The sequence below is a fragment of the Pseudomonas entomophila genome, assembly GCF_029193575.1.
Lineage (GTDB): Bacteria > Pseudomonadota > Gammaproteobacteria > Pseudomonadales > Pseudomonadaceae > Aquipseudomonas > Aquipseudomonas entomophila_G.
Genome location: NZ_JARGCS010000050.1, coordinates 1 through 19137, shown reverse-complemented (window position 1 = coordinate 19137; position 19137 = coordinate 1). Strand labels below are relative to the sequence as shown.

Genomic DNA, 19137 nt, shown 5'->3' with positions numbered 1-19137 from the left:
AGGGCTCGAGCCAGAGCGGTTGGCCCGGGCTGGCACGGTTCTGGCTCCGATCGGCGCAAACAACGACAAAAAGGTTCCGCCATGACCCTCGTGTTGGAACAGGTCAGCCGCCACGTCGACAACCAGGCCTGGATCGCCGAGGCCAGCCTGCGTTTCGAGCCTGGCTCGTTCAACGTGCTGCTCGGCCGTACCCTGGCCGGCAAGACCAGCCTGATGCGCCTGATGGCCGGCCTCGATCGCCCGGACGGCGGGCGGGTGCTGATGGACGGCGAGGATGTCACCGGTGTGCCGGTGCGCCAGCGCAATGTGTCGATGGTCTATCAGCAGTTCATCAACTACCCGACCCTGACGGTGTTCGAGAACATCGCCTCCCCCTTGCGCCAGGCGCGCCTGCCGGAGGCCGAGATCCGCCGCCGGGTGCAGGAGACCGCCGCCATGCTGCGCATCGAGGCGTACCTGCAGCGTCTGCCGCTGGAGCTCTCCGGCGGCCAGCAGCAGCGCACGGCGATGGCGCGGGCGCTGGTCAAGGATGCGTCACTGATCCTGTTCGACGAACCGCTGGTCAACCTCGACTACAAGCTGCGCGAAGGCCTGCGCCAGGAGCTGCGCGAGCTGTTCGCCGCGCGCAACTGCATCGCCGTGTACGCCACCACCGAGCCTAACGAAGCCCTGGCCCTGGGCGGCACCACGACCATCCTCCACGAGGGCCGGATCATCCAGAGCGGCCCGACCGCCGAGGTCTACCACAAGCCGCGCAACGTGCTGGCCGCCGAGCTGTTCAGCGAGCCGCCGATCAACCTGGTGCCTGGGCGCATCAGCGGCGGCGAGGTGAGCCTGGCCGGCGCGGTGCACTTCGCCCGCACCGCCGACCTGCGCGCGCTGGCCGATGGCGACTACCGCTTTGGCGTGCGCCCCAGCCACATCGCCCTGGTGCCGTCCCACGACGATGACCTGGAGCTGTCGGTGAAGGTGGAACTGGCCGAGATCAGCGGCTCGGAAACCTTCCTGCACGTGCGCAACGAGCACTGGCGGATGATCCTGCACTTGCCGGGCGTGCACGAATACCAAGTGGACACCCAGGTGCCGGTGTTCATCCCCACCCACAAGCTGTTCGTCTTCGACAGCGCCGGGCAACTGGTGCAGGCCCCGGGCCTGCGCCAGGCGAGGAGTGCCTGATGGCCGAGATCCGCCTGCATCAACTGGCCCACAGCTACAGCCGCCAGCCGGCCAGCGAGGCCGACTACGCCCTGCACCAGCTGGAGCACGTCTGGGAGCAGGGTGGCGCCTATGCCTTGCTCGGGCCGTCGGGCTGCGGCAAGTCGACCTTGCTCAACATCATTTCCGGCCTGCTCAGCCCGTCCCATGGCCAGGTGCTGTTCGACGGCGTGCCGGTCAACGAGCGCTCGCCGCAGGAGCGCAACATCGCCCAGGTGTTCCAGTTCCCGGTGGTGTACGACACCATGAGCGTGTTCGACAACCTGGCCTTTCCCCTGCGCAACCAGGGCCTGGACGAGGCGCGGGTGCGCGCGCGGGTCGAGGAGGTCGCCGAGGTCCTGGACCTTGTTGGGGTGCTGAAGAAGAAAGCCCGCAACCTCAGCGCCGACGAGAAGCAGAAGGTCTCCATGGGCCGCGGCCTGGTGCGCGACGACGTTTCAGCGATCCTCTTCGACGAGCCGCTGACGGTGATCGACCCGCACCTGAAGTGGAAGCTGCGGCGCAAGCTCAAGCAGATCCACGAGCAGTTCAACATCACCATGATCTACGTCACCCACGACCAACTGGAGGCCTCGACCTTCGCCGACAAGATCGCGGTGATGCACGGCGGGCGCATCGTCCAGTTCGGCACCCCGCGTGAGCTGTTCGAACGCCCGCGGCATACCTTCGTCGGCTACTTCATCGGCAGCCCCGGGATGAACCTGATCGAGGTGCGCGCCGAGGCCGACGGGGTCAGCTTCGGCGGCCTGCGCCTGGGGTTGCCGGAGGGCCTGCGCGAGCGTCTGGCGCAGACCCCTGGCGGGCGCCTGCAGGTGGGCATTCGCCCGGAGTTCGTGCAGGTCTGGGAGCGGCCGCTGGACGACACCTTCGAAGCGCAGGTGGTGGACGTCGAAGACCTCGGCACCTACCGCATCCTCACCCTGGAGCTGGCCGGCGTCACCCTCAAGGCGCGCCTGGGCGAGGACCGCCCGCTGCCCGAGGGCCGCGCCTGGGTCGGCCTGCCAGCGCAGTGGCTGATGCTCTACGTCGACGACGTGTTGCTGGAGGCGCAACCATGAACAAGGTGCCGAACAACAAAGCCTGGTGGCTGGTGCTGCCGGTGTTCCTGTTGGTGGCGTTCAGCGCCGTGGTGCCGATGATGACCGTGGTCAACTACTCGGTGCAGGACATCTTCGACGCCTCCAACCGCTACTTCGTCGGCGCCGACTGGTACCGCCAGGTGCTGCGCGACCCGGCGCTGCACGACGCGTTGCTGCGCCAGTTCATCTATTCCGGCTGCGTGCTGCTGATCGAGATCCCGCTCGGCATCGCCATCGCCCTGACCATGCCGACCCGTGGGCGCATGGCCTCGGTGTGCCTGATCGTGATGGCCATCCCGCTGCTGATCCCGTGGAACGTGGTGGGCACCATCTGGCAGATCTTCGGCCGCGCCGATATCGGCCTGCTCGGCGCCACCCTGGCCAAGCTCGGGGTCAACTACAACTACGCGGGCGACCCGTTCGACGCCTGGATCACCGTGCTGGTGATGGATGTCTGGCACTGGACTTCTCTGGTGGCGCTGCTGTGCTACTCAGGCCTGCGCGCGATTCCCGACGTGTATTACCAGGCCGCGCGTATCGACCGTGCCTCGGCCTGGGCGGTGTTCCGCCACATTCAGTTGCCGAAGCTGAAGAATGTGCTGCTGATCGCGGTGATGCTGCGCTTCATGGACAGCTTCATGATCTACACCGAGCCGTTCGTGCTCACCGGTGGCGGGCCGGGCAACGCCACCACCTTCCTTAGCCAGACCCTGACGCGCATGGCCGTGGGGCAGTTCGACCTGGGGCCGGCGGCGGCGTTCTCGCTGGTGTACTTCCTGATCATCCTGCTGGTGTCGTGGCTGTTCTATACCGCCATGACCCACGCCGACAAGGACTAGGCCATGACCCTGCGCAAGGTGGTGCCGCTGCTGCTGTACTTCTTCTTCCTGCTGGTGCCGATCTACTGGCTGCTGAACATGTCGTTCAAGAGCAACACCGAGATCCTCGGCGGGCTGACCCTGTGGCCGCAGGCCTTCACCCTGGACAACTACCGGGTGATCTTCACTGACGCCAGTTGGTACAGCGGCTACCTCAACTCGCTGTACTACGTGTGCCTGAACACCGTGATCTCGCTGGCGGTGGCGCTGCCGGCGGCCTATGCGTTCTCGCGCTACCGCTTCCTCGGCGATCGCCACCTGTTCTTCTGGCTGCTGACCAACCGCATGGCGCCGCCGGCGGTGTTCCTGCTGCCGTTCTTCCAGCTGTATTCGTCCATCGGCCTGTTCGACACGCACATCGCCGTGGCCCTGGCCCATTGCCTGTTCAACGTGCCGCTGGCGGTGTGGATCCTCGAGGGCTTCATGTCCGGGGTGCCGAAGGAAATCGACGAAACCGCCTACATCGACGGCTACAGCTTCCCGCGCTTCTTCGTGAAGATCTTCGTTCCGCTGATTGGCTCGGGCATCGGCGTCACGGCGTTCTTCTGCTTCATGTTCTCGTGGGTCGAGCTGCTGCTGGCGCGCACCCTGACGTCGGTGAACGCCAAGCCCATCGCTGCCGTGATGACCCGCACCGTGTCGGCGTCGGGCATCGATTGGGGCGTGCTGGCCGCCGCAGGGGTGCTGACCATCCTGCCGGGCATGCTGGTGATCTGGTTCGTGCGCAACCATGTGGCCAAGGGCTTCGCCCTGGGCCGGGTGTAAGGAGGCAAGGCGATGGAGTGGATGGCCTGGACCCTGCCCACGGCGCTGTTCTTCGCTGCCGTCGGGCTGTTGCTGATGTGCATGACGCTGTTCGAGTTGCGCCGCCCGTGCGTGGAGCGGCGCGGCTTCCTGCCGATCGTCACCACCCGTGGCGACCGGCTGTTCATCGGCCTGCTGGCCAGCGCCTACCTGCACCTTGCGGTAGTCGGGCTCAGCGACTGGCCCTTGTGGGTGGCCTCGCTGCTGTCGTTGGCCTGGCTCGTGGTGGTGCTGCGCTGGGGCTAGACCGGCGTGGTGGATCAATTCAATCGGGAGATCACAATGTTCGATAACGACAAGAACCGGCGACATTTGACCCTGGCCGCGCTGCTGGTGCTCGCTGGCCTGCACGGCACGGCCTGGGCCGACCAATACGAGGACGCGGCGAAGAAGTGGATCGGCAGCGAGTTCAAGCCCTCCACGTTGAGCGCCGACCAGCAGTTGGCCGAGCTCCAGTGGTTCATCAAGGCCGCCGAGCCATTCCGTGGGATGAAGATCAACGTAGTGTCGGAAACCATCACCACCCACGAGTACGAATCCAAGGTGCTGGCCAAGGCGTTCAGCGAAATCACCGGCATCCAGTTGACCCACGACCTGCTGCAGGAAGGCGATGTGGTGGAGAAGCTGCAGACGCAGATGCAGTCGGACAAGAACATCTATGACGGCTGGGTCAACGATTCCGACCTGATCGGCACGCATTTCCGCTACGGCAAGGTGCAGTCGATCACCGACCTGATGGCCAATGAAGGCAAGGCCTACACCTCGCCGACCCTGGACCTGAAGGACTTCATCGGCATTTCCTTCACCACCGCGCCCGATGGCAAGGTCTACCAACTGCCCGACCAGCAGTTCGCCAACCTCTACTGGTTCCGCGCCGACTGGTTCGACCGCCCGGACCTCAAGGCCAAGTTCAAGGAGAAGTACGGCTACGAGCTGGGTGTGCCGGTGAACTGGTCGGCCTATGAGGACATCGCCAAGTTCTTCACCGAGGACGTCAAGGAAATCGACGGCAAGCGTGTCTACGGGCACATGGACTACGGCAAGAAAGACCCGTCCCTGGGCTGGCGTTTCACCGACGCCTGGTTCTCCATGGCCGGCGGCGGCGACAAGGGCCTGCCCAATGGCCTGCCGGTGGACGAGTGGGGCATCCGCGTGGAGGACTGCCACCCGGTCGGTTCCAGCGTCACCCGTGGTGGCGACACCAACGGCCCGGCGGCCGTGTTCGCCACGCAGAAGTACGTGGACTGGATGCGTGCCTATGCGCCCAAGGAAGCCCAGGGCATGACCTTCTCCGAGGCCGGCCCAGTGCCGGCCCAGGGCAACATCGCCCAGCAGATCTTCTGGTACACCGCCTTCACGGCGGACATGACCAAGCCGGGGCTCCCGGTAGTCAACGCCGACGGCACGCCGAAGTGGCGCATGGCGCCGTCACCGAAGGGGCCGTACTGGGAGGAGGGGATGAAGCTCGGTTACCAGGACACCGGTTCGTGGACGTTCTTCAAGTCGACCCCGGAGAAGCAGCGCCTGGCGGCCTGGCTGTACGCGCAGTTCGTGACGTCCAAGACTGTGTCGCTGAAGAAGACCATCGTCGGCCTGACGCCGATCCGCGAGTCGGACATCAACTCCCAGGCGATGACCGACCTGGCGCCCAAGCTCGGTGGCCTGGTGGAGTTCTACCGCAGCCCGGCGCGGGTGCAGTGGACCCCGACCGGCACCAATGTGCCTGACTACCCGCGCCTGGCGCAGCTGTGGTGGAGCCATATCGCCGAGGTCGCCAGCGGCGAGAAGACCCCGCAGCAGGCCCTCGATGGCCTGGCCCGCGACCAGGACCGCATGCTCGAACGCTTGCAGCGTTCCAACGCCCAAGCCACCTGTGCGCCCAAGCTCAACCCTGAAAAGGATGCCCAGTACTGGTTCGACCAGCCTGGCGCGCCGAAGCCGAAGCTGGCGAACGAGAAGCCCAAGGGCGAGACGGTGAACTACGCCGAGCTGCTGAAATCGTGGGAGGAGGCTCGCAAGTGAGGTGGTCTGAAGACGGGCACTGTTCGTGTAGCAGCGGGCTTGCCCCGCGATAGAGCCATCCGCCTCAGCACAAAAAACGGCACCTCAATGGGTGCCGTTTCTCTTGTCACTTATGCAGCTCTTCCGCCGCATACAGCGTGTTCTCCAGCAAACACGCCCGGGTCATCGGCCCGACGCCACCTGGCACCGGTGTGATCCAGCCCGCGCGGGGTAGGGCGGTCTCGTAGACCACGTCACCCACCAGCTTGCCGTCTTCCTGGCGGTTGATGCCAACGTCGACGACGATGGCGCCTTCCTTGACCCACTCGCCCTTGACCAGCCCCGGCTTGCCCGCAGCCACCACCACCAGGTCGGCGCGGCCGACATGGCCGGCCAGGTCCTGGGTGAAGCGGTGGCAGACGGTCACGGTGCAACCGGCCAGCAGCAGCTCCATGGCCATGGGGCGGCCGACGATGTTCGAGGCGCCGACGATCACCGCGTTCATCCCGTAGAGGTCCTGGCCGGTGCTGTGCAGCAGGGTCATGATGCCTTTCGGGGTGCACGGGCGCAGCAGCGGGATGCGCTGGGCCAGGCGACCGATGTTGTAGGGGTGGAAACCGTCGACGTCCTTGTCCGGGCGGATGCGCTCGAGCAGCAGCGAGGCGTCCAGGTGGGCCGGCAGTGGCAGTTGCAGGAGGATGCCGTCGACGGCTGGGTCGTCGTTGAGGCGGTCGATCAGGTCGGTCAGGGCTTGCTGCGTGGTATCGCTGGGCAGGTCGAAGGCTTGCGAGATGAAACCGACTTCCTCGCAGTCCTTGCGCTTGTGCGAGACATAGACTTGGGAGGCGGGGTCGGTGCCGACCAGGATCACCGCCAGGCCGGGCGTGCGCAGGCCTTGCTGGCGGCGCTCCACGACACGTTGGGCGATCTGCTTGCGCAGGTTGGCGGCGATCGCCTTGCCATCGATAAGGTGTGCAGTCATAGACGCGTGATTAACCATCGAGAAGGGAACATAAAAGAGGGCGCATTCTCGCACGACACGGCTCGAGGGCAAAGGCGCGTGGTCGGGCAAATCCCCTAACCCCTTAAATAATTTAAATTTTTTTGAAAAAAGTGTTGACGACCTTCGGGCCCGTCTATAACATTCGTCGCACTTGTCGGGCAGAGCCTAGCACTGGTTAGCAAGGTCAGGCAGAATGAGCGGATTTGTTAGCTTGTTCGGTACGGCTAAAAGTTGATTTGCAATCCTAGCAGAAAGCAGATTGAATATGCGCCCGTAGCTCAGCTGGATAGAGCATCCGCCTTCTAAGCGGATGGTCGCAGGTTCGAGTCCTGCCGGGTGCGCCATATAGGCAGCTTTGGCACGCAAGTGATGTAACGCAATACTGCAATATGGTGGGCGTAGCTCAGTTGGTAGAGCGCTGGATTGTGATTCCAGTTGTCGTGGGTTCGATTCCCATCGTCCACCCCATATTCTCGAAGGCGCCTTGATTGTATAATCGGGCGCCTTTGCTTTAAGTGCTCCACGCGGACGTGGTGAAATTGGTAGACACACTGGATTTAGGTTCCAGCGGCGCAAGCTGTAAGAGTTCGAGTCTCTTCGTCCGCACCATCTTGTAAATCAAGCAGTTACCAGCTTTAGAGTGCCCTCCGCTCGACCGGCTGGAGTTTCAGTGTAGCGAGATTGTGACATCGGCTTGTCGAGCACACTGACCGCATCTCGCACCCTGGCCGGTGCGAGGTGCGCATATTTCTCGGTCATCTGCACCGTCGAATGCCCCAGCAAATCCCTTATCTCCATCATCGGTACTCCTGCTGTCACCAGCCAGGCTGCGCACGTATGCCGCAGGTCGTGGATGGTGAAGTCGGTGATGCCTGCCTTCCTTGTCGCTGAGTCGAACCCGGTTGACGGATCGGCGACCCTTTCCCCATTGCGGCGCGAGAACACCCACGGTGACGATGGGCAGTGCTCCGCCCGGTCAGCCAACCTGCTGCGCATAACCGCCATGGCTGCCTCGTTCAGCGGGATGCTTCGGCGCTTCCCAGCCTTCGTTCTCTCCCCCTCCAGAAAAATCAGCCGGTTTGCCATATCCACCCGGCGCCACTCCAGCCCGAGCATTTCCTCTTTACGACAGCCAGTGTTCACCGCCAGGCGGATGAAGTCGTCCAGCACGTTGCCGTGGCGCTGCGTCCGTGCGATGCGGCACAGAGCATCAACCTCCGGCCTGGTGATCCAGCGCACGCGGCTTTCCGGCTCTCGCATTGTTCGACCCTTCACCGGGTTGGGCAGACCCCACTCCAGCTCAGTGACGCACCAGTTGATGGCCGCAGACAGCGCGGCCAGCTCACGGTTGATCGTTGCCGGCGACTTCCCGGCCTTGATCCGCAGCGTTGAGTATTCCCGAATGTCCTTGCCGGCCAGGTCGTTCATGATCCGCCCGGCGAAGAACCCACGTAGCGCCTTGACCCGGTGCTGCGTTGTGTCGAAGCTGCGCTGCGTCTGCGCCGCGTGGTTCAGGTACTCGATCATCACCTCTTCGAACGTGCGCTGCCGATCGAAGCCCATCTCCTTTTCCCGCCACGCCTGGCTCCGCTGCTCCTGCTCTAGGGCCTTGGCTGCGGCATAGTCCTCGGTGCCAGCAGAGCGTCTAACATAAGTTCCGTCTGACGCGGTGTAGCTAATCCACCACACCTTTCCTCTTTTATACGGCATATCCTCTCCTCGGATACGACGCCCGCGGCGGCGAGCGTATCAGGGATGCCCGCCTCGATCATCTCGACGAGCTTTTGATAATGAACGCGAAGCGGGCCGAAGCCACGAACGCAGGGTATGGCGCCGGCCTTGGCCAAGCGATAGGCCGTGGACCGGCCTATGCCCAGCATTTCAGCTGCCTTTGTTACCGATATGAGGCGCAATGTCATTTGAAGACCTCAGGCGAAAAAGTGGTGCCCGACTGCCCAGCCCAGCGCTTCGCCGACTAAGTCGGCCGTCTTCACTTCGATCAGGTCGGTCATGGAAGCAAACCTTCTGGCACGTCGAAGAACTGAAGCTGGCCCTTGAGCGGGGTAAAAGGGAGCGGCTTTGGATCGCGCAGCACGAAGGCCTTGTCTCCCATGTACCAAGGTGAGTCGCTGTGATCGACCGAATCCACAAGCTCTACCGAGCCGATGATGCCGCCGCGCTCCAGCTCGTTGAACGTCGGGACATCGACGCCGGCCTGGCGCGCGAACCCTGCGGCCCAGCGGTAATAGTCCCAGGTCATGCCCTGCGAAGCGTGCACCAGGAACCGACCGCGCAGCTTCGTGTGCCATGTGCGGTTTTCGACATCCTTGCCGCCGTGAACGATCAGCCAGGCCCATGGCTGCTTGATGGATAGTGCTTTCACATCTGATACCTCTCATCAATCAAGCGCCCTTGAGCGGAAGCCGGGGTAGGGGAGTTGTCTTCTTGCTCGTGCGGGGAGAGCTGGCGCTCGTTGCCTGCGCTGAGCTGGTTGTCGGGGATGCAGCTGATGCCGACCCCGTTGAGCAGGTAGCAGGTGACGCCGCGCTGGCTGTCGTGCTGCACGTCGATGACGTTTTCTTGGGCGCTGGCGCCGGAGGCCAGCAGCAGGAGGCAGAGGGCGAGGCGGGTCATGGCTGCACCTCAATGGCTACGTCGTCGTGGATGCATTCGATGTCGCGGAGATCGTCGTCATCGATCTGCGACTCCCGGAGATCGTTGCTTTCGAGCAGCTCTTGGACTTCGTCGTCCGGCACGTCGTACATGACCCGCTTGAAGTTCACGATGGCTTGGCCGGTCAGGATGATCGTTTTGGGCACAGGAGATCCTTGGCCGCCATATCGCGGCAGTGAATAGAGGTGATAGGGGGTTACTTGACCGGCCAACCTAGCGGCATCCCGTCGTCACGAACCAGATGTGCTGGCAGGTCTTCACGCATGCACATCGGCTTGGTATGAGGTGTTCCGCACGCGTGGCAGCCGTTCGGCATGCCGCGACAGACAGAGTGCAAAACAGGGAAACCGCTGTTGCAGCGGTCTTCCGCCTTGTTGTATTCGGAGCACGCGTTATTTTCAGACATGGCTTCGCCCTTGCCGCCAGCTGAGCGGCATCATTGAATAGAGGGGAGAGGGGTTACAGCGAAAGAGTACGGATGTACTCCAGTGGTCAGGACGGCTTGCGCTCCAGGGCGGCGCGGGCTCGCCATAGGCCCCAGGCCCATTCGAGACTAGCGTCGCGGTACTCTGCGTCCGGCTGGTCGCCGTACTGTTTCAGGTCTGGATGAAAGCGTTCGGCCTTGTCGATTACAGCCTTTTCAAACAGCTTCCGCTCATCGCGCTCAACCTGAGCACTCATTGCCAAGTCATGCGCTTGCTGTTTTCCATACCCAGACAGGGCGAGCTGCTGGCAATCGACGCAGACGTCAAACTCTGCGCCAATGTTTTCTGTTGGGCCGCATGCGCAGCATGCTGGGGCGCTCGGCTCTGCGCTGGCGGATAGGGCGGTGCGCGCCTTCTGGATAATCGCCCACTCGCCACCACTGCGACCTACACCGTCGTCGATGAACTCGAGCACTTCGCGCAGCAGCGCATCCCGCTCGGCCAGCCTGAGCAAGGCCTTGTCCAGCTCAGCGCGCAGCCACTTGTTATCGGCTCGCAGTCCCTCAACCACTTGCGACTCAAGCCCTTTTTTCAGCTCGGACAGCTGCCCGCGCAGGGCGTCGATCTCGTCCGCTGCGCGCGTTACCGCTTCGCCGTCAAGGTGATCCCAGGAATGCCCGCCCGCGTAGTTGCTGGCCATTGCGCGAAGTGTTGGTGCGATTGACTGGCTCACGACTTCACCTCCTGCTCTGCGCTGGCGGATAGGGCGGCCAGCTTCTGCCGGTATTCGATCTGGTCGTCGAAGCTGACGATGCCGCGATTGATCATCGTCAGACCAAGTTGCAGCAGCGTGCTCTGCTCGTTCAGCTGGTAGCGGTAGACCGAACAGTTGGCCAGCGCGTTTTGCAGATTCTCGGCAACGAGCATCTTGAGGCGCCGCTGTTTCTCCACCTCTTCGCGCAGCCGCTCAACCTCGCCAGGATCGGCGTGGGTGTAGAGTGGGGTCATTTTGTAATATGACCCGCCGTCAAGAGCGCCTAAGCAGGCGAAGTCAGAGAATCCGTTTTCGATGGCGGTGTACAGCGTCGCCACCGGCTCTTGCTGAGCTGCTGGCGCTGGGCGGGTGTAGAGCACGCGGCGCTCGTACTCAGCCAGCTTCTCGGCGCTGTCATAAGCTTCCTTGTCCGCATCGCGCCAGACATTGCCAACAAATGTATTCCGCAACTGATACACCGCCTCTCCCGCCACCGGCTCGCCCTGGTGCTCGGCTGGCTGGGCCAGGAGGGCGCGCAGCGCCTCAAGAGCGTTGCGGCGCGACACATTGATGACTTCGCCGCTTGGCTCTCGGGAGGCGCATTGCAGCAGCTCGCGCGGCACGCTGACCATTGTGGATCGGTTTTCTGTGGGCATGGGGATTCCTCGCCGGTGCGGCGTGATCGTTATCGTTGAATAGGGGAAGGCGCTGGCGGGCAGCGCGGGTCAGGCTAGATCGGCGAGAGGCAGCGGCACCTGGGCCTGATCGGCGGCGCCGGCAGGGCGAACGGTGTTGAAGCCTGTCTCAACCGCCGCCAGGTTTTCGATCCAGTGACTTTCTCGCTGGGTGATGTACGCCGCTCGATTGGTGCAATCCTCTGGGTAGGCGATCACCTCGAGCACGGAGAACTCCCAGTCGGTGATGTCGGAGCCGCCGAGCGCTGCGTGGAATTTGCAGCTGGTTGGATTGCTCAGGTGCTGCCACCAACGCAGCGTGAACGGCTGGGTAGTCTGGCCGACGTAAACCCGACCGCTGGACTTCTGCCGCACTTGGTAAATCACTGGCGGCGACCGGCCTTCGCTGGCCAGGCGGAACTCCGAAAGATCACGAAACTTTGCGGCCGTCTGGCACTTCTCGGTGCAGTAGTCGTGGCTTTTCGTTTCGGTGTGCGGGTCGTTGTACTTGTCGATCAGCTTGAAAACGGTGCCGCACTCCTTACACGGCCTGTTCTCGAAGCGACCCAGTAGGTAGCTGTCGTTCTCGTCGATCGGCTGGACGTGCAGCAAATACTCGTGCGCGTCCATGTCCTTGCGCAGCACGCGCGATGGGAACTGGCGTTCGTACTGTTCCTCGACCACTGCCTTAGCCGCCTTTCGGTCTGGCGCCTCGACCATTCCGCTGAAAACTGGTGGCCACGCCCACTCAGCCTCGCCGTATGCGCTTGTTGCCGGGCGGCGTCCCTTGATCTGGTAGTAGAACTTCGCCATGGCTTTCTCCATGCATGGCGCCGCCCTCCGTGCTGGTGGCGGCATGGTGGTTACTTGAGAATTTCGCGGGCGCAGGCCTGGATTTCTATCCAGAGCGCCGAGGAAGGGCGGGCTTCGTACTTGATGAGCGCCTTTGCTATGCGCTCGGCCAGCTGCTCTTTACTGCCGACAGGCGCCTGTGGAGCCTGATGGGAAACTTGAATGGGCAGGTCGAACTGACCCGGCAGATCGATTCGCATCTTCGCCTCCCTGTTGCAGGCCGCTGGGCGGCAGAGTGATGTGTTGTTGGCGCCGCCCGTGCCGGCCGCGCGCTGTGATGCGTTTCATGCTGCTTTCTGCTGATTCCAGGCGCCAACGGCGGCAAAGATCTTGGCGGCCTCTGCCTCGTCGAGAGTTGTGTCGGTAGGGATGGCGATCCATCCGGCCGCCACCAGGTGATTGGGGTTGGCTGTGGCCCGCAGGTCGGTGTAAGTCGCCTCGATCACGTCGGTCAGGTGCTCGGCCCGGTAATTGCCATTTGGTGCCACCTCGATTGACTTGGAGTACTCCGCGCCATCGGGTTTGCGGCACATGACGCTGAGGTAGATCGTCCATCTGTGAGCCATATCGCAGACGGCATCGACAACCTGGCGAACGCGAATCTGCTTGAGGTTCTTCCAGTTGATCAGCACCTGCTGGCCGCTTGGGTCGATGTTCACCACGGCTGCGTGGTTGGCGGAGACCAGGGCGCGGCAGGCGCGCTCGAGGCGTGCCCGCATGTTGTGGGGTTTGCGCTTGCTCATTGCCGTGTGCCTGTTCTGCTGGCCGCTCCGGCCTCCATCGCATCCACGAACCGCAGCGCGGCCCGGTAGCTAAAGGCGAAGCCCTGCACCGCTCCCGTGGCGATCTCAACCACATCCCAGGTGCCGCCATGACCAGATGCCTGGTACCGCGGGCTCCCTTGGGCGACCTTAGCGCGAGCTTCGTCGCGTACCACTTGGCTGCGCTCGAGCAGGGCCGCGAGCAGGGCGCGTTTCTCCGCGAAGGCGGGGTGCATTGCTGTCTGCATGGGGTGATCCTCGGTGGGGAATCAGGCGTGAAGTTCCAGGGCCTCGGCCCGGCGAACGATTCGAATCTGGGCGGTGCGCCGTTCGGGCGCCCGGCGATCGCGGCGCATTGGATCGCTGTCGCCGATTGCGGCGTGGGTTGCGACTAGGGCGACGAGCAGGAAGCACATCGGACTGATTATGTTGCGGCGCATTGCCTCCGCGACCAGGGCAGCGCGGCGGGGCACGTCGAGCTTGAACATTGCGGCTGCGATGCGCTTTTCGACGCCGCCCTCGCTGATGCCGAAGTGTCGCGCGATCTGCTTCGAGGTCATGCCCTGGGCAACATCGAGAACGCATTCCAGCTCGCGGGGCGCGAGTCCGCGCCCAAGGTGGCCTATCCATTGGCCGATGGTGATCGTGTCCATGGGTTATCTCGGTTGAGCGCTTTCCAAGGCCTTGCGCAGCTGGATGACCAGTGCGGTGGAAATGGTTAGGCTTCGGCTGTCTTCGTCGATCGCATCAAGCGATGCAATCAAGTTGCGTGAGGCAGTGTGGACGGCTTCAAGGCGCAGCTTGGGGATCGACGGTCCTTTTATCGTTCCGGCGGTTACGCGCTTCTTGCCGCTTGCCTGGGCTTTCTCCAGCTCAGCGCCCAGCACTTGACCGGCACCGTCGCCGTGCTCCCGCACTACCTGTGCTGCGGTGGTAGCCGAGACGTGCCCAGCGGCGACCAGGTTCTGCACGTCGGTATTAGCGTTGCCGACGGTGAGCACCTGCTCGACATGCTGCCGGGTCTTGGCGACCTTCTTCGCGATCTGCTCGACCGACCAGCCAAATGACCTCAGTCGCTTGTAACCCTCGGCCAGCTCAAGAGGGGAGAGCTTCTCGTTCTCCTGGCTGGTGATGATGCGTGCGACCCGATCTGCATCGCTTCCTTCAAATGCGATCACCGGCACCCAAGCTTCGAGAATCGCTGGGTTTTCCTTGTTCGGCGTTCTTGGGAGGCGGCCTGCTGCGTCCAGCTTCAGCAGCGCTCGTCGACGGCGGTGACCATCTACAAGCCATACGCCGCCCTCTGCGCGAGGTCGAACCTCCAGCGGTGGAACTTGCCCGCCTGCGGCGATGAACTCCGCAAGGGAGTCGATGCTCGCTTCAAGGGCCTCACCTTCGGTGCGCAGGTTGAAGCCTGGCTCCTCGTACAGATCCTCCAGCTGGACTTTCATGGCATCGGCGCGTCGCACCTCGCCATCCTTGATCATTTGCTTGAACGACTTCGCCATTGCAATTCACTTCCGTTGGGGCTGCATTGGAGAGCCGATCCCGCCTGTCTCCCTGAACATGCTTGATGTAGGGTCGGGAAGGCTCTCCGATGCAGCCTTGTGATGGGGAACAAGGTGAATCGGGCCGGTTACGCATCCGGCGTCGTTGCCACCGACCGACGCTGTGCAGCACATGCGGCTGGCTATCGGGGCTGGCGGCGACCAGCGCACTCCGAGACCGATATTCTGTCGTCGGTCAAAGCGCCCAGCTCTGTAGCGGCCGGGTAGGCTGCCAGTGATCCATGGCTGGATTAGGCGGCTCTATTCTTACTTCATGATTGCGTCCCTCCATTGCTCGCTCACTGGGAAGGCAGTGGCCACCTGTGACTTCCCGTCTGGCCCTGTCTCCAAGGCCAGCCAGTGAAATCCGGTGAGCATCAGCTGCTGATTTCTGCGAGCAACTGCCCGATGGCAAAGCCACCGGCCAAAGCCAGCAGAAACAGAAAGACCAACGCCCCATTCGTGAATCTCGGCATTTTAGGATCTCCTTCAGCCGCGGCCCTCTACTGGAGTCGGTTTCGCGGCTATCTTCGAATTGGTGACTCCGACCGCGACCCTGTCCGCCGGATAACTGGTCTTGGCGCTTTACGCTGCACGCCTGGGTCAGTTGCCAACCCTCTGAACAGTCGAGGCCTGTTCATCGCTACCTTGCCGCTGGCCGGTGTCGATCCGGCGATGCAGCAAAGTTAACCGGCGGTAAATTTTACGTCAATACCGGCGGTTAATTATTTTTTCGTGAGCTCACGCTAAGATCTCTATTGCCTGTACGCATATACAGTATTAGAGGTGGGAAATGGGAGTGGCACAAGGATTCGCGACGCCAGCGCCTCGCGAGGATCTGACAGGCTTGGAGAAACTGGGGCTGCGGGTCTCTGCGATGATTAACTCCCCGCTTGCTCAGTTCGGGAGGAAGGTTTTGATCCATCAGCTGGACACGGATAGCGACCAGGATTGGGACACGATCATGGAGCTACTGGCCGAGACTGACGGCCTGGACATGACGTTCTGTGATGACGGGTCGGTGATTCTGCAGTGGGATGCAGCTACGGATGACGATCGGGTGATCGATAGGGGGGAGGATGTCGTTCTGGTTAAGCAGGACGAGGACGAGGAAGAGGCACCATTTTAAGTTGCGAGGAGCCCGTTTTCAGCGCTGGCATCGGGCATCCCAGTCATCCTCGCATTGCTTTCCTGCAGATGCTGGAGATTGCTAGTCCGATAATCAACACTTGGACCATGCTGTTTAGCGATAGAGTTAACGCCGCCTGGATTGACCAGGATGCCAGAGAAGATGACAGCGCTAAAAGAGATGCTAAGAATGTCGCAGCCAGAGTTGCTAGGCAATAAAAGTAAATTGAAAAAAATACGCTAAGGTACTGGTTTTTTCTGTACTGTCTAAAGGTGTTCGAGTGGGAGAAACTCAGCAGGATTGCCATTACTGCAGCTAGAAAGCCAAGCATGGTGAAGGCATATGAAGCGACAATTGATGCCAGCTCTTTTCTATTTGCATAAAAGCCTAGCGCTAATTCAGGGTAGTAGTGTGTAGCCAGCTTGTATCCTGCCAGCGAAATCGGTCCAGGCAGAGACACTGTTAATAGATAAAATACCGTTATAGTTCGCTTCGTTTTGTTGTCCATCTGCTTTGAATATCTCGAGCTGTTCCCTCAGGCTTTCGTTATCTCGGATTTTGCATTCCATAGTCTCCGCGATAACACTTTCGTCGTGATTTCCGAGGTTGTCAGAGATTACCCCGCGACCAACGACATAGAGGTCAAGCATAGCAGAAGTGGCTTCATTTTTGGCTTTAATTACGAGTTTTTCAACGCCATCATCTGAGGTTGATGAGATGAGGTGAGTTACGGCTGATTTAATACGGGTATTCGGGAAAGGTTGTTGATTGAGCCCTTTCAGTAGGGCTCTACAAATCGTTTTTGCTTACGGGAAATCTTGTTGACACACCGCCTTGGGCTGGGTACCGTGTCCCCGTCGCAGTAAATCCTGCGGCCTGGGATTGGCCTCCCGGTATTCGTTGGCGGACACAACCGCCCTAGAGCGGTTTTTTTGTGTCCGAGGCATGGCTGCACCCGCGTTATGGGTGGGCCGTGTGGGCACTCGCAAGAGTGGCCGGTGCCAACGACCGGTAGGCCAACCCGCACGGTTCCACCCTCCCAATTGGCCTTGGGAAGGTGGGCACACAGCCAGAATCGTTGGAGATGCCCCATGAACGCAGCCAAAGTCATCCCGTTCCAGTTTGAAGCTCGCAAGGTCCGCGCCCTGTTGATCGACGACCAGCCGTGGTTCTTCGCCATTGATGTCTGCTCCGCACTCGCGCTGAGCGACACCAATAAGGCCTTGCTTGGACTGGATAGCGACGAGAAGTGCGAACACGAACAGTATTCGGGTTCGGGTCGCAAGCCGATCCTGATCAATGAGTCCGGGCTCTACAGCCTAATCCTTCGTAGTCGCAAGGCCGAGGCGAAGCGCTTCAAGAAGTGGGTTACCGCCGAGGTTCTGCCTTCGATCCGCAAGCATGGCCGGTACGAAGACACCGACAACCGCATGGCTACGCTCGTAGGCCAAACCATCGGCACCGATGGCTTCCACATGCTCGGTTCGCTAATCAAGGGCAAGGTGTCCTCGCTGCCGCAGGATGTACGCCGGCGAGCCACCATGAAGATCTGGTCGCAGACACACGCCGCCTTCGGCGTCCGTTCCGCTGCCGACATCCCTGCCGAGCAGCTCGACTCTGCCCGTAACTTCATCGCGGCGTATGCGCTGGAGGGCGAGTGGCTGCCGAAGGACGAGATCAAGGGCTTCGGCACCCTGATCGGTCGCCCGCTGGGTCGCATCGAACGCTGGATGGTCTCCACCGACTACAAGGGCGAGGAGCAGTACACGCTGATCCCCACCGATGCCTGTGTGATGAGTCACCATGACCTGATCAAGGCCATGCTCACCCCTGGCGACCTCCCGGTCTCCACCGACGAGATGTTCGAGTTCGCCCAGGCGGCGCTGACGAACCTCAAGACCCGCGCCACGGTGCAGCAGCACCAACTGCGACAAATGCGCCAAGGAGCCAAGCAGTGAACGCCCCTACCAGCCTTCTCCACCCTCTGCGAGCCCAGGTGCTGAGCTTTGAAGAGGACGAGCACGATTACCACTTCCAGGTGGAGTATCCCGATCCGCCCGCCTGCCACACCTGCGGCACGGTGGGGCAGCTCGTCCGCTTCGGCAAGAAGCAGGTGAAATACCGGGACGTGCCCATGCATGGAAAGCGAGTCTCGCTCTGGGCCGTGCAGCGGCGCTTCCAGTGCAAGAGCTGCGACTCGACGTTCACGCCGAAGTTTCACGAGATGGCCGAAGACCACCGCATGACGCGGCGCTGCTACGACTTCATCGTGAAGCGCTCCCTGGCCAACACCAATGCCAGCGTGGCACATGAGGTCGGCGTGGACGAGTCGGTGGTGCGCGCCGTCATCAAGGCCTACTGCGAGGTGCAGGCCTACGGCTACCGGCCCACCCTGCCGCGCGTGCTGGGCATCGACGAGCTGTACCTGAACCGGCAGTTCCGCTGCGTCCTGACCAACATCGAACAGGGGACGATCATCGACATCCTGGAGTCCCGCCAGTTCGACGTGCTCTACAACTACCTGGCCAACATGCGGGGCCGGGAGAACGTCCAGATCGTCTGCCAGGACATGTGGAAGCCGTACCGCGACGTGGCCTCCAAGCTGTTCCCCAAGGCGGCTATCGTGGTGGATCGGTTCCACATCCAGCGAATGGCCAACGAATCGCTGGAGGTGCTGCGCAAGGGCATCAAGAAGGAGCTGACCCAGCACCAACGGCGGCAGCTCAAGGGCGACCGCAAGCTGTTGCTGATGCGCCGCCGCGACCTGAACCCGATGAACGAGCTGGTCATCCACACCTGGCTGGATCAGTTCCCCGAGCTGGGGGTGGCCTACAAGCTCAAGGAGGCGTTCTTCGATATCTGGGAGTCCAGCACCGAGGCTGAGGCCCGGTCACGCTACCAGCAGTGGCTGAGCATGATTCCCGAGGGGCACAAGGCCCACTGGAAGCCGCTGATCACCTCGATGACGAACTGGGAGAGGGAGATCTTCGCTTACTTCGGCCCTGCCCAGCGCAACACCAACGCCTTCACCGAGTCGATCAACCGGCAGATGCGCGACCTGAACCGCAATGCCAGGGGCATGTCCTTCGAGATGTTCCGGGCCAAGACGTTGTTCAGCCTGGAGCACAAGGTGATTAAGCCCAAGCCGAAGCGACAGTCTCCGTTCGTGATGCGGGACATCTTCACGATGGACCCGAGCGAGATACCTACCGATTACGGCGTGCCGATCGAGGCCATTCTCAAGGCCACCCAGGGCGCCCAATAGGGCGTCCATCAACACGACCATCAATTTGAGATTTTGGGATCGGGAAGCCTGCTTACAACAGGATTTCCCGAATACCC

The 19137-nt window shown here is 61.9% G+C and carries 24 protein-coding genes, 3 tRNA genes and 1 pseudogene; 12 read left to right on the top strand and 16 right to left on the bottom strand.

Annotated features, from left to right (window positions below; translation table 11 throughout):
- The first annotated feature begins 81 nt into the window (after nucleotides 1–81).
- From P0Y43_RS23180 to P0Y43_RS23155, 6 genes are read left to right on the top strand one after another with little or no spacing between them, the layout of a single operon-like run.
- On the top strand, nucleotides 82–1176 hold the full coding sequence (locus P0Y43_RS23180; protein ID WP_275639594.1) for an ABC transporter ATP-binding protein: 1095 nt from the start codon (nucleotides 82–84) through the stop codon (nucleotides 1174–1176).
- A complete protein-coding gene (locus P0Y43_RS23175; RefSeq protein WP_275639593.1) occupies nucleotides 1176–2273 on the top strand; it encodes an ABC transporter ATP-binding protein in 1098 nt (365 codons plus the stop codon). The genes P0Y43_RS23180 and P0Y43_RS23175 overlap by 1 nt, the downstream gene beginning before the upstream one ends.
- Nucleotides 2270–3133: a carbohydrate ABC transporter permease gene (locus tag P0Y43_RS23170; protein WP_275639592.1), complete on the top strand. Its 864-nt coding sequence runs from the start codon at nucleotides 2270–2272 to the stop codon at nucleotides 3131–3133. Before P0Y43_RS23175 ends, P0Y43_RS23170 begins: the two co-directional genes overlap by 4 nt.
- 3 nt (nucleotides 3134–3136) lie before the next feature.
- Nucleotides 3137–3937, top strand: coding sequence for a carbohydrate ABC transporter permease (locus P0Y43_RS23165; RefSeq protein WP_275639591.1), 801 nt, complete (start codon nucleotides 3137–3139; stop codon nucleotides 3935–3937).
- A gap of 12 nt (nucleotides 3938–3949) precedes the next feature.
- Nucleotides 3950–4222 (top strand): DUF2160 domain-containing protein, encoded by a 273-nt coding sequence (locus P0Y43_RS23160; protein WP_275639590.1) that lies wholly within the window; start codon nucleotides 3950–3952, stop codon nucleotides 4220–4222.
- A gap of 36 nt (nucleotides 4223–4258) precedes the next feature.
- Nucleotides 4259–5998, top strand: coding sequence for an ABC transporter substrate-binding protein (locus P0Y43_RS23155; RefSeq protein ID WP_275639589.1), 1740 nt, complete (start codon nucleotides 4259–4261; stop codon nucleotides 5996–5998).
- A gap of 106 nt (nucleotides 5999–6104) precedes the next feature.
- Here P0Y43_RS23155 and folD read toward each other — a convergent pair whose 3' ends face one another.
- Nucleotides 6105–6959, bottom strand: coding sequence for a bifunctional methylenetetrahydrofolate dehydrogenase/methenyltetrahydrofolate cyclohydrolase FolD (gene folD, locus P0Y43_RS23150; RefSeq protein ID WP_275639588.1), 855 nt, complete (start codon nucleotides 6957–6959; stop codon nucleotides 6105–6107).
- A 288-nt stretch (nucleotides 6960–7247) separates the two neighbouring features.
- On the opposite strand from folD, the gene P0Y43_RS23145 reads away from it, so the two are divergent.
- The 3 genes from P0Y43_RS23145 to P0Y43_RS23135 all read left to right on the top strand — a co-directional run bounded on the left by P0Y43_RS23145 (nucleotide 7248) and on the right by P0Y43_RS23135 (nucleotide 7589).
- Nucleotides 7248–7324: transfer RNA gene (locus P0Y43_RS23145), tRNA-Arg, on the top strand.
- A 48-nt stretch (nucleotides 7325–7372) separates the two neighbouring features.
- A tRNA-His gene (locus P0Y43_RS23140) sits at nucleotides 7373–7448 on the top strand.
- Nucleotides 7449–7504: 56 nt separating this feature from the next.
- Nucleotides 7505–7589: transfer RNA gene (locus P0Y43_RS23135), tRNA-Leu, on the top strand.
- Nucleotides 7590–7598: 9 nt separating this feature from the next.
- On the opposite strand, the gene P0Y43_RS23130 is transcribed toward P0Y43_RS23135, so the two are convergent.
- From P0Y43_RS23130 to P0Y43_RS23070, 14 genes and pseudogenes are all read right to left on the bottom strand, one after another.
- On the bottom strand, nucleotides 7599–8690 hold the full coding sequence (locus P0Y43_RS23130; RefSeq protein WP_275639587.1) for a tyrosine-type recombinase/integrase: 1092 nt from the start codon (nucleotides 8688–8690) through the stop codon (nucleotides 7599–7601).
- Nucleotides 8582–8899 (bottom strand): helix-turn-helix domain-containing protein, encoded by a 318-nt coding sequence (locus P0Y43_RS27135; protein WP_430540273.1) that lies wholly within the window; start codon nucleotides 8897–8899, stop codon nucleotides 8582–8584. The genes P0Y43_RS23130 and P0Y43_RS27135 overlap by 109 nt, the downstream gene beginning before the upstream one ends.
- A gap of 27 nt (nucleotides 8900–8926) precedes the next feature.
- Nucleotides 8927–8992, bottom strand: a pseudogene (locus tag P0Y43_RS23125) (DUF2591 domain-containing protein); the annotation flags it as partial.
- Nucleotides 8989–9363, bottom strand: coding sequence for an ASCH domain-containing protein (locus P0Y43_RS23120; RefSeq protein ID WP_275639586.1), 375 nt, complete (start codon nucleotides 9361–9363; stop codon nucleotides 8989–8991). The gene P0Y43_RS23120 and the pseudogene P0Y43_RS23125, both read right to left, overlap by 4 nt.
- Nucleotides 9360–9614, bottom strand: a complete 255-nt coding sequence (locus P0Y43_RS23115) for a hypothetical protein (RefSeq protein ID WP_275639585.1) — start codon at nucleotides 9612–9614, stop codon at nucleotides 9360–9362. The genes P0Y43_RS23120 and P0Y43_RS23115 overlap by 4 nt, the downstream gene beginning before the upstream one ends.
- Nucleotides 9611–9799, bottom strand: coding sequence for a hypothetical protein (locus tag P0Y43_RS23110; RefSeq protein ID WP_275639584.1), 189 nt, complete (start codon nucleotides 9797–9799; stop codon nucleotides 9611–9613). The genes P0Y43_RS23115 and P0Y43_RS23110 overlap by 4 nt, the downstream gene beginning before the upstream one ends.
- Before the next feature lie 346 nt (nucleotides 9800–10145).
- Nucleotides 10146–10811, bottom strand: a complete 666-nt coding sequence (locus tag P0Y43_RS23105; RefSeq protein WP_275639583.1) for a hypothetical protein — start codon at nucleotides 10809–10811, stop codon at nucleotides 10146–10148.
- Nucleotides 10808–11488: a hypothetical protein gene (locus P0Y43_RS23100; protein ID WP_275639582.1), complete on the bottom strand. Its 681-nt coding sequence runs from the start codon at nucleotides 11486–11488 to the stop codon at nucleotides 10808–10810. The genes P0Y43_RS23105 and P0Y43_RS23100 overlap by 4 nt, the downstream gene beginning before the upstream one ends.
- Before the next feature lie 69 nt (nucleotides 11489–11557).
- Complete coding sequence (locus P0Y43_RS23095; RefSeq protein ID WP_275639581.1) at nucleotides 11558–12319, bottom strand: GIY-YIG nuclease family protein; 762 nt, start codon at nucleotides 12317–12319, stop codon at nucleotides 11558–11560.
- 50 nt (nucleotides 12320–12369) lie between these two features.
- Nucleotides 12370–12558: a hypothetical protein gene (locus P0Y43_RS23090; protein WP_275639580.1), complete on the bottom strand. Its 189-nt coding sequence runs from the start codon at nucleotides 12556–12558 to the stop codon at nucleotides 12370–12372.
- Between the two features lie 84 nt (nucleotides 12559–12642).
- The gene (locus P0Y43_RS23085) at nucleotides 12643–13101 is read right to left on the bottom strand and encodes a hypothetical protein (RefSeq protein WP_275639579.1); all 459 of its coding nucleotides are present in this window, start codon (nucleotides 13099–13101) and stop codon (nucleotides 12643–12645) included.
- Nucleotides 13098–13367, bottom strand: coding sequence for a hypothetical protein (locus tag P0Y43_RS23080; protein ID WP_275639578.1), 270 nt, complete (start codon nucleotides 13365–13367; stop codon nucleotides 13098–13100). The genes P0Y43_RS23085 and P0Y43_RS23080 overlap by 4 nt, the downstream gene beginning before the upstream one ends.
- A 21-nt stretch (nucleotides 13368–13388) precedes the next feature.
- Entirely contained in the window at nucleotides 13389–13772 is a 384-nt protein-coding gene (locus tag P0Y43_RS23075) for a response regulator transcription factor (RefSeq protein WP_275639577.1), read from the bottom strand.
- 3 nt (nucleotides 13773–13775) lie between these two features.
- Entirely contained in the window at nucleotides 13776–14627 is an 852-nt protein-coding gene (locus tag P0Y43_RS23070) for a ParB/RepB/Spo0J family partition protein (protein ID WP_275639576.1), read from the bottom strand.
- Nucleotides 14628–15459: 832 nt separating this feature from the next.
- Between P0Y43_RS23070 and P0Y43_RS23065 the strand changes: the two genes are divergently transcribed.
- Nucleotides 15460–15795 carry a DUF1654 domain-containing protein gene (locus P0Y43_RS23065; protein ID WP_275639575.1) on the top strand — a complete coding sequence of 112 codons (336 nt, stop codon included), beginning with the start codon at nucleotides 15460–15462 and terminating at the stop codon, nucleotides 15793–15795.
- A gap of 43 nt (nucleotides 15796–15838) precedes the next feature.
- Here P0Y43_RS23065 and P0Y43_RS23060 read toward each other — a convergent pair whose 3' ends face one another.
- The gene (locus P0Y43_RS23060) at nucleotides 15839–16303 is read right to left on the bottom strand and encodes a hypothetical protein (RefSeq protein WP_275639574.1); all 465 of its coding nucleotides are present in this window, start codon (nucleotides 16301–16303) and stop codon (nucleotides 15839–15841) included.
- A gap of 583 nt (nucleotides 16304–16886) precedes the next feature.
- On the opposite strand from P0Y43_RS23060, the gene P0Y43_RS23055 reads away from it, so the two are divergent.
- Nucleotides 16887–17753 (top strand): BRO-N domain-containing protein, encoded by an 867-nt coding sequence (locus P0Y43_RS23055; protein ID WP_275635251.1) that lies wholly within the window; start codon nucleotides 16887–16889, stop codon nucleotides 17751–17753.
- Entirely contained in the window at nucleotides 17750–19060 is a 1311-nt protein-coding gene (locus tag P0Y43_RS23050; RefSeq protein WP_275635250.1) for an ISL3 family transposase, read from the top strand. The genes P0Y43_RS23055 and P0Y43_RS23050 overlap by 4 nt, the downstream gene beginning before the upstream one ends.
- Nucleotides 19061–19137 lie beyond the last annotated feature (77 nt).

Bases quoted from the DNA above. Each gene is read 5' to 3' on its own strand.
- P0Y43_RS23180 (WP_275639594.1), top strand. From the start codon at position 82: ATGACCCTCGTGTTGGAACAGGTCAGCCGCCACGTCGACAACCAGGCC.
- P0Y43_RS23175 (WP_275639593.1), top strand. From the start codon at position 1,176: ATGGCCGAGATCCGCCTGCATCAACTGGCCCACAGCTACAGCCGCCAG.
- P0Y43_RS23170 (WP_275639592.1), top strand. From the start codon at position 2,270: ATGAACAAGGTGCCGAACAACAAAGCCTGGTGGCTGGTGCTGCCGGTG.
- P0Y43_RS23165 (WP_275639591.1), top strand. From the start codon at position 3,137: ATGACCCTGCGCAAGGTGGTGCCGCTGCTGCTGTACTTCTTCTTCCTG.
- P0Y43_RS23160 (WP_275639590.1), top strand. From the start codon at position 3,950: ATGGAGTGGATGGCCTGGACCCTGCCCACGGCGCTGTTCTTCGCTGCC.
- P0Y43_RS23155 (WP_275639589.1), top strand. From the start codon at position 4,259: ATGTTCGATAACGACAAGAACCGGCGACATTTGACCCTGGCCGCGCTG.
- folD (WP_275639588.1), bottom strand. From the start codon at position 6,959: ATGACTGCACACCTTATCGATGGCAAGGCGATCGCCGCCAACCTGCGC.
- P0Y43_RS23130 (WP_275639587.1), bottom strand. From the start codon at position 8,690: ATGCCGTATAAAAGAGGAAAGGTGTGGTGGATTAGCTACACCGCGTCA.
- P0Y43_RS27135 (WP_430540273.1), bottom strand. From the start codon at position 8,899: ATGACATTGCGCCTCATATCGGTAACAAAGGCAGCTGAAATGCTGGGC.
- P0Y43_RS23115 (WP_275639585.1), bottom strand. From the start codon at position 9,614: ATGACCCGCCTCGCCCTCTGCCTCCTGCTGCTGGCCTCCGGCGCCAGC.
- P0Y43_RS23100 (WP_275639582.1), bottom strand. From the start codon at position 11,488: ATGCCCACAGAAAACCGATCCACAATGGTCAGCGTGCCGCGCGAGCTG.
- P0Y43_RS23095 (WP_275639581.1), bottom strand. From the start codon at position 12,319: ATGGCGAAGTTCTACTACCAGATCAAGGGACGCCGCCCGGCAACAAGC.
- P0Y43_RS23090 (WP_275639580.1), bottom strand. From the start codon at position 12,558: ATGCGAATCGATCTGCCGGGTCAGTTCGACCTGCCCATTCAAGTTTCC.
- P0Y43_RS23085 (WP_275639579.1), bottom strand. From the start codon at position 13,101: ATGAGCAAGCGCAAACCCCACAACATGCGGGCACGCCTCGAGCGCGCC.
- P0Y43_RS23080 (WP_275639578.1), bottom strand. From the start codon at position 13,367: ATGCAGACAGCAATGCACCCCGCCTTCGCGGAGAAACGCGCCCTGCTC.
- P0Y43_RS23075 (WP_275639577.1), bottom strand. From the start codon at position 13,772: ATGGACACGATCACCATCGGCCAATGGATAGGCCACCTTGGGCGCGGA.
- P0Y43_RS23070 (WP_275639576.1), bottom strand. From the start codon at position 14,627: ATGGCGAAGTCGTTCAAGCAAATGATCAAGGATGGCGAGGTGCGACGC.
- P0Y43_RS23065 (WP_275639575.1), top strand. From the start codon at position 15,460: ATGGGAGTGGCACAAGGATTCGCGACGCCAGCGCCTCGCGAGGATCTG.
- P0Y43_RS23060 (WP_275639574.1), bottom strand. From the start codon at position 16,303: ATGGACAACAAAACGAAGCGAACTATAACGGTATTTTATCTATTAACA.
- P0Y43_RS23055 (WP_275635251.1), top strand. From the start codon at position 16,887: ATGAACGCAGCCAAAGTCATCCCGTTCCAGTTTGAAGCTCGCAAGGTC.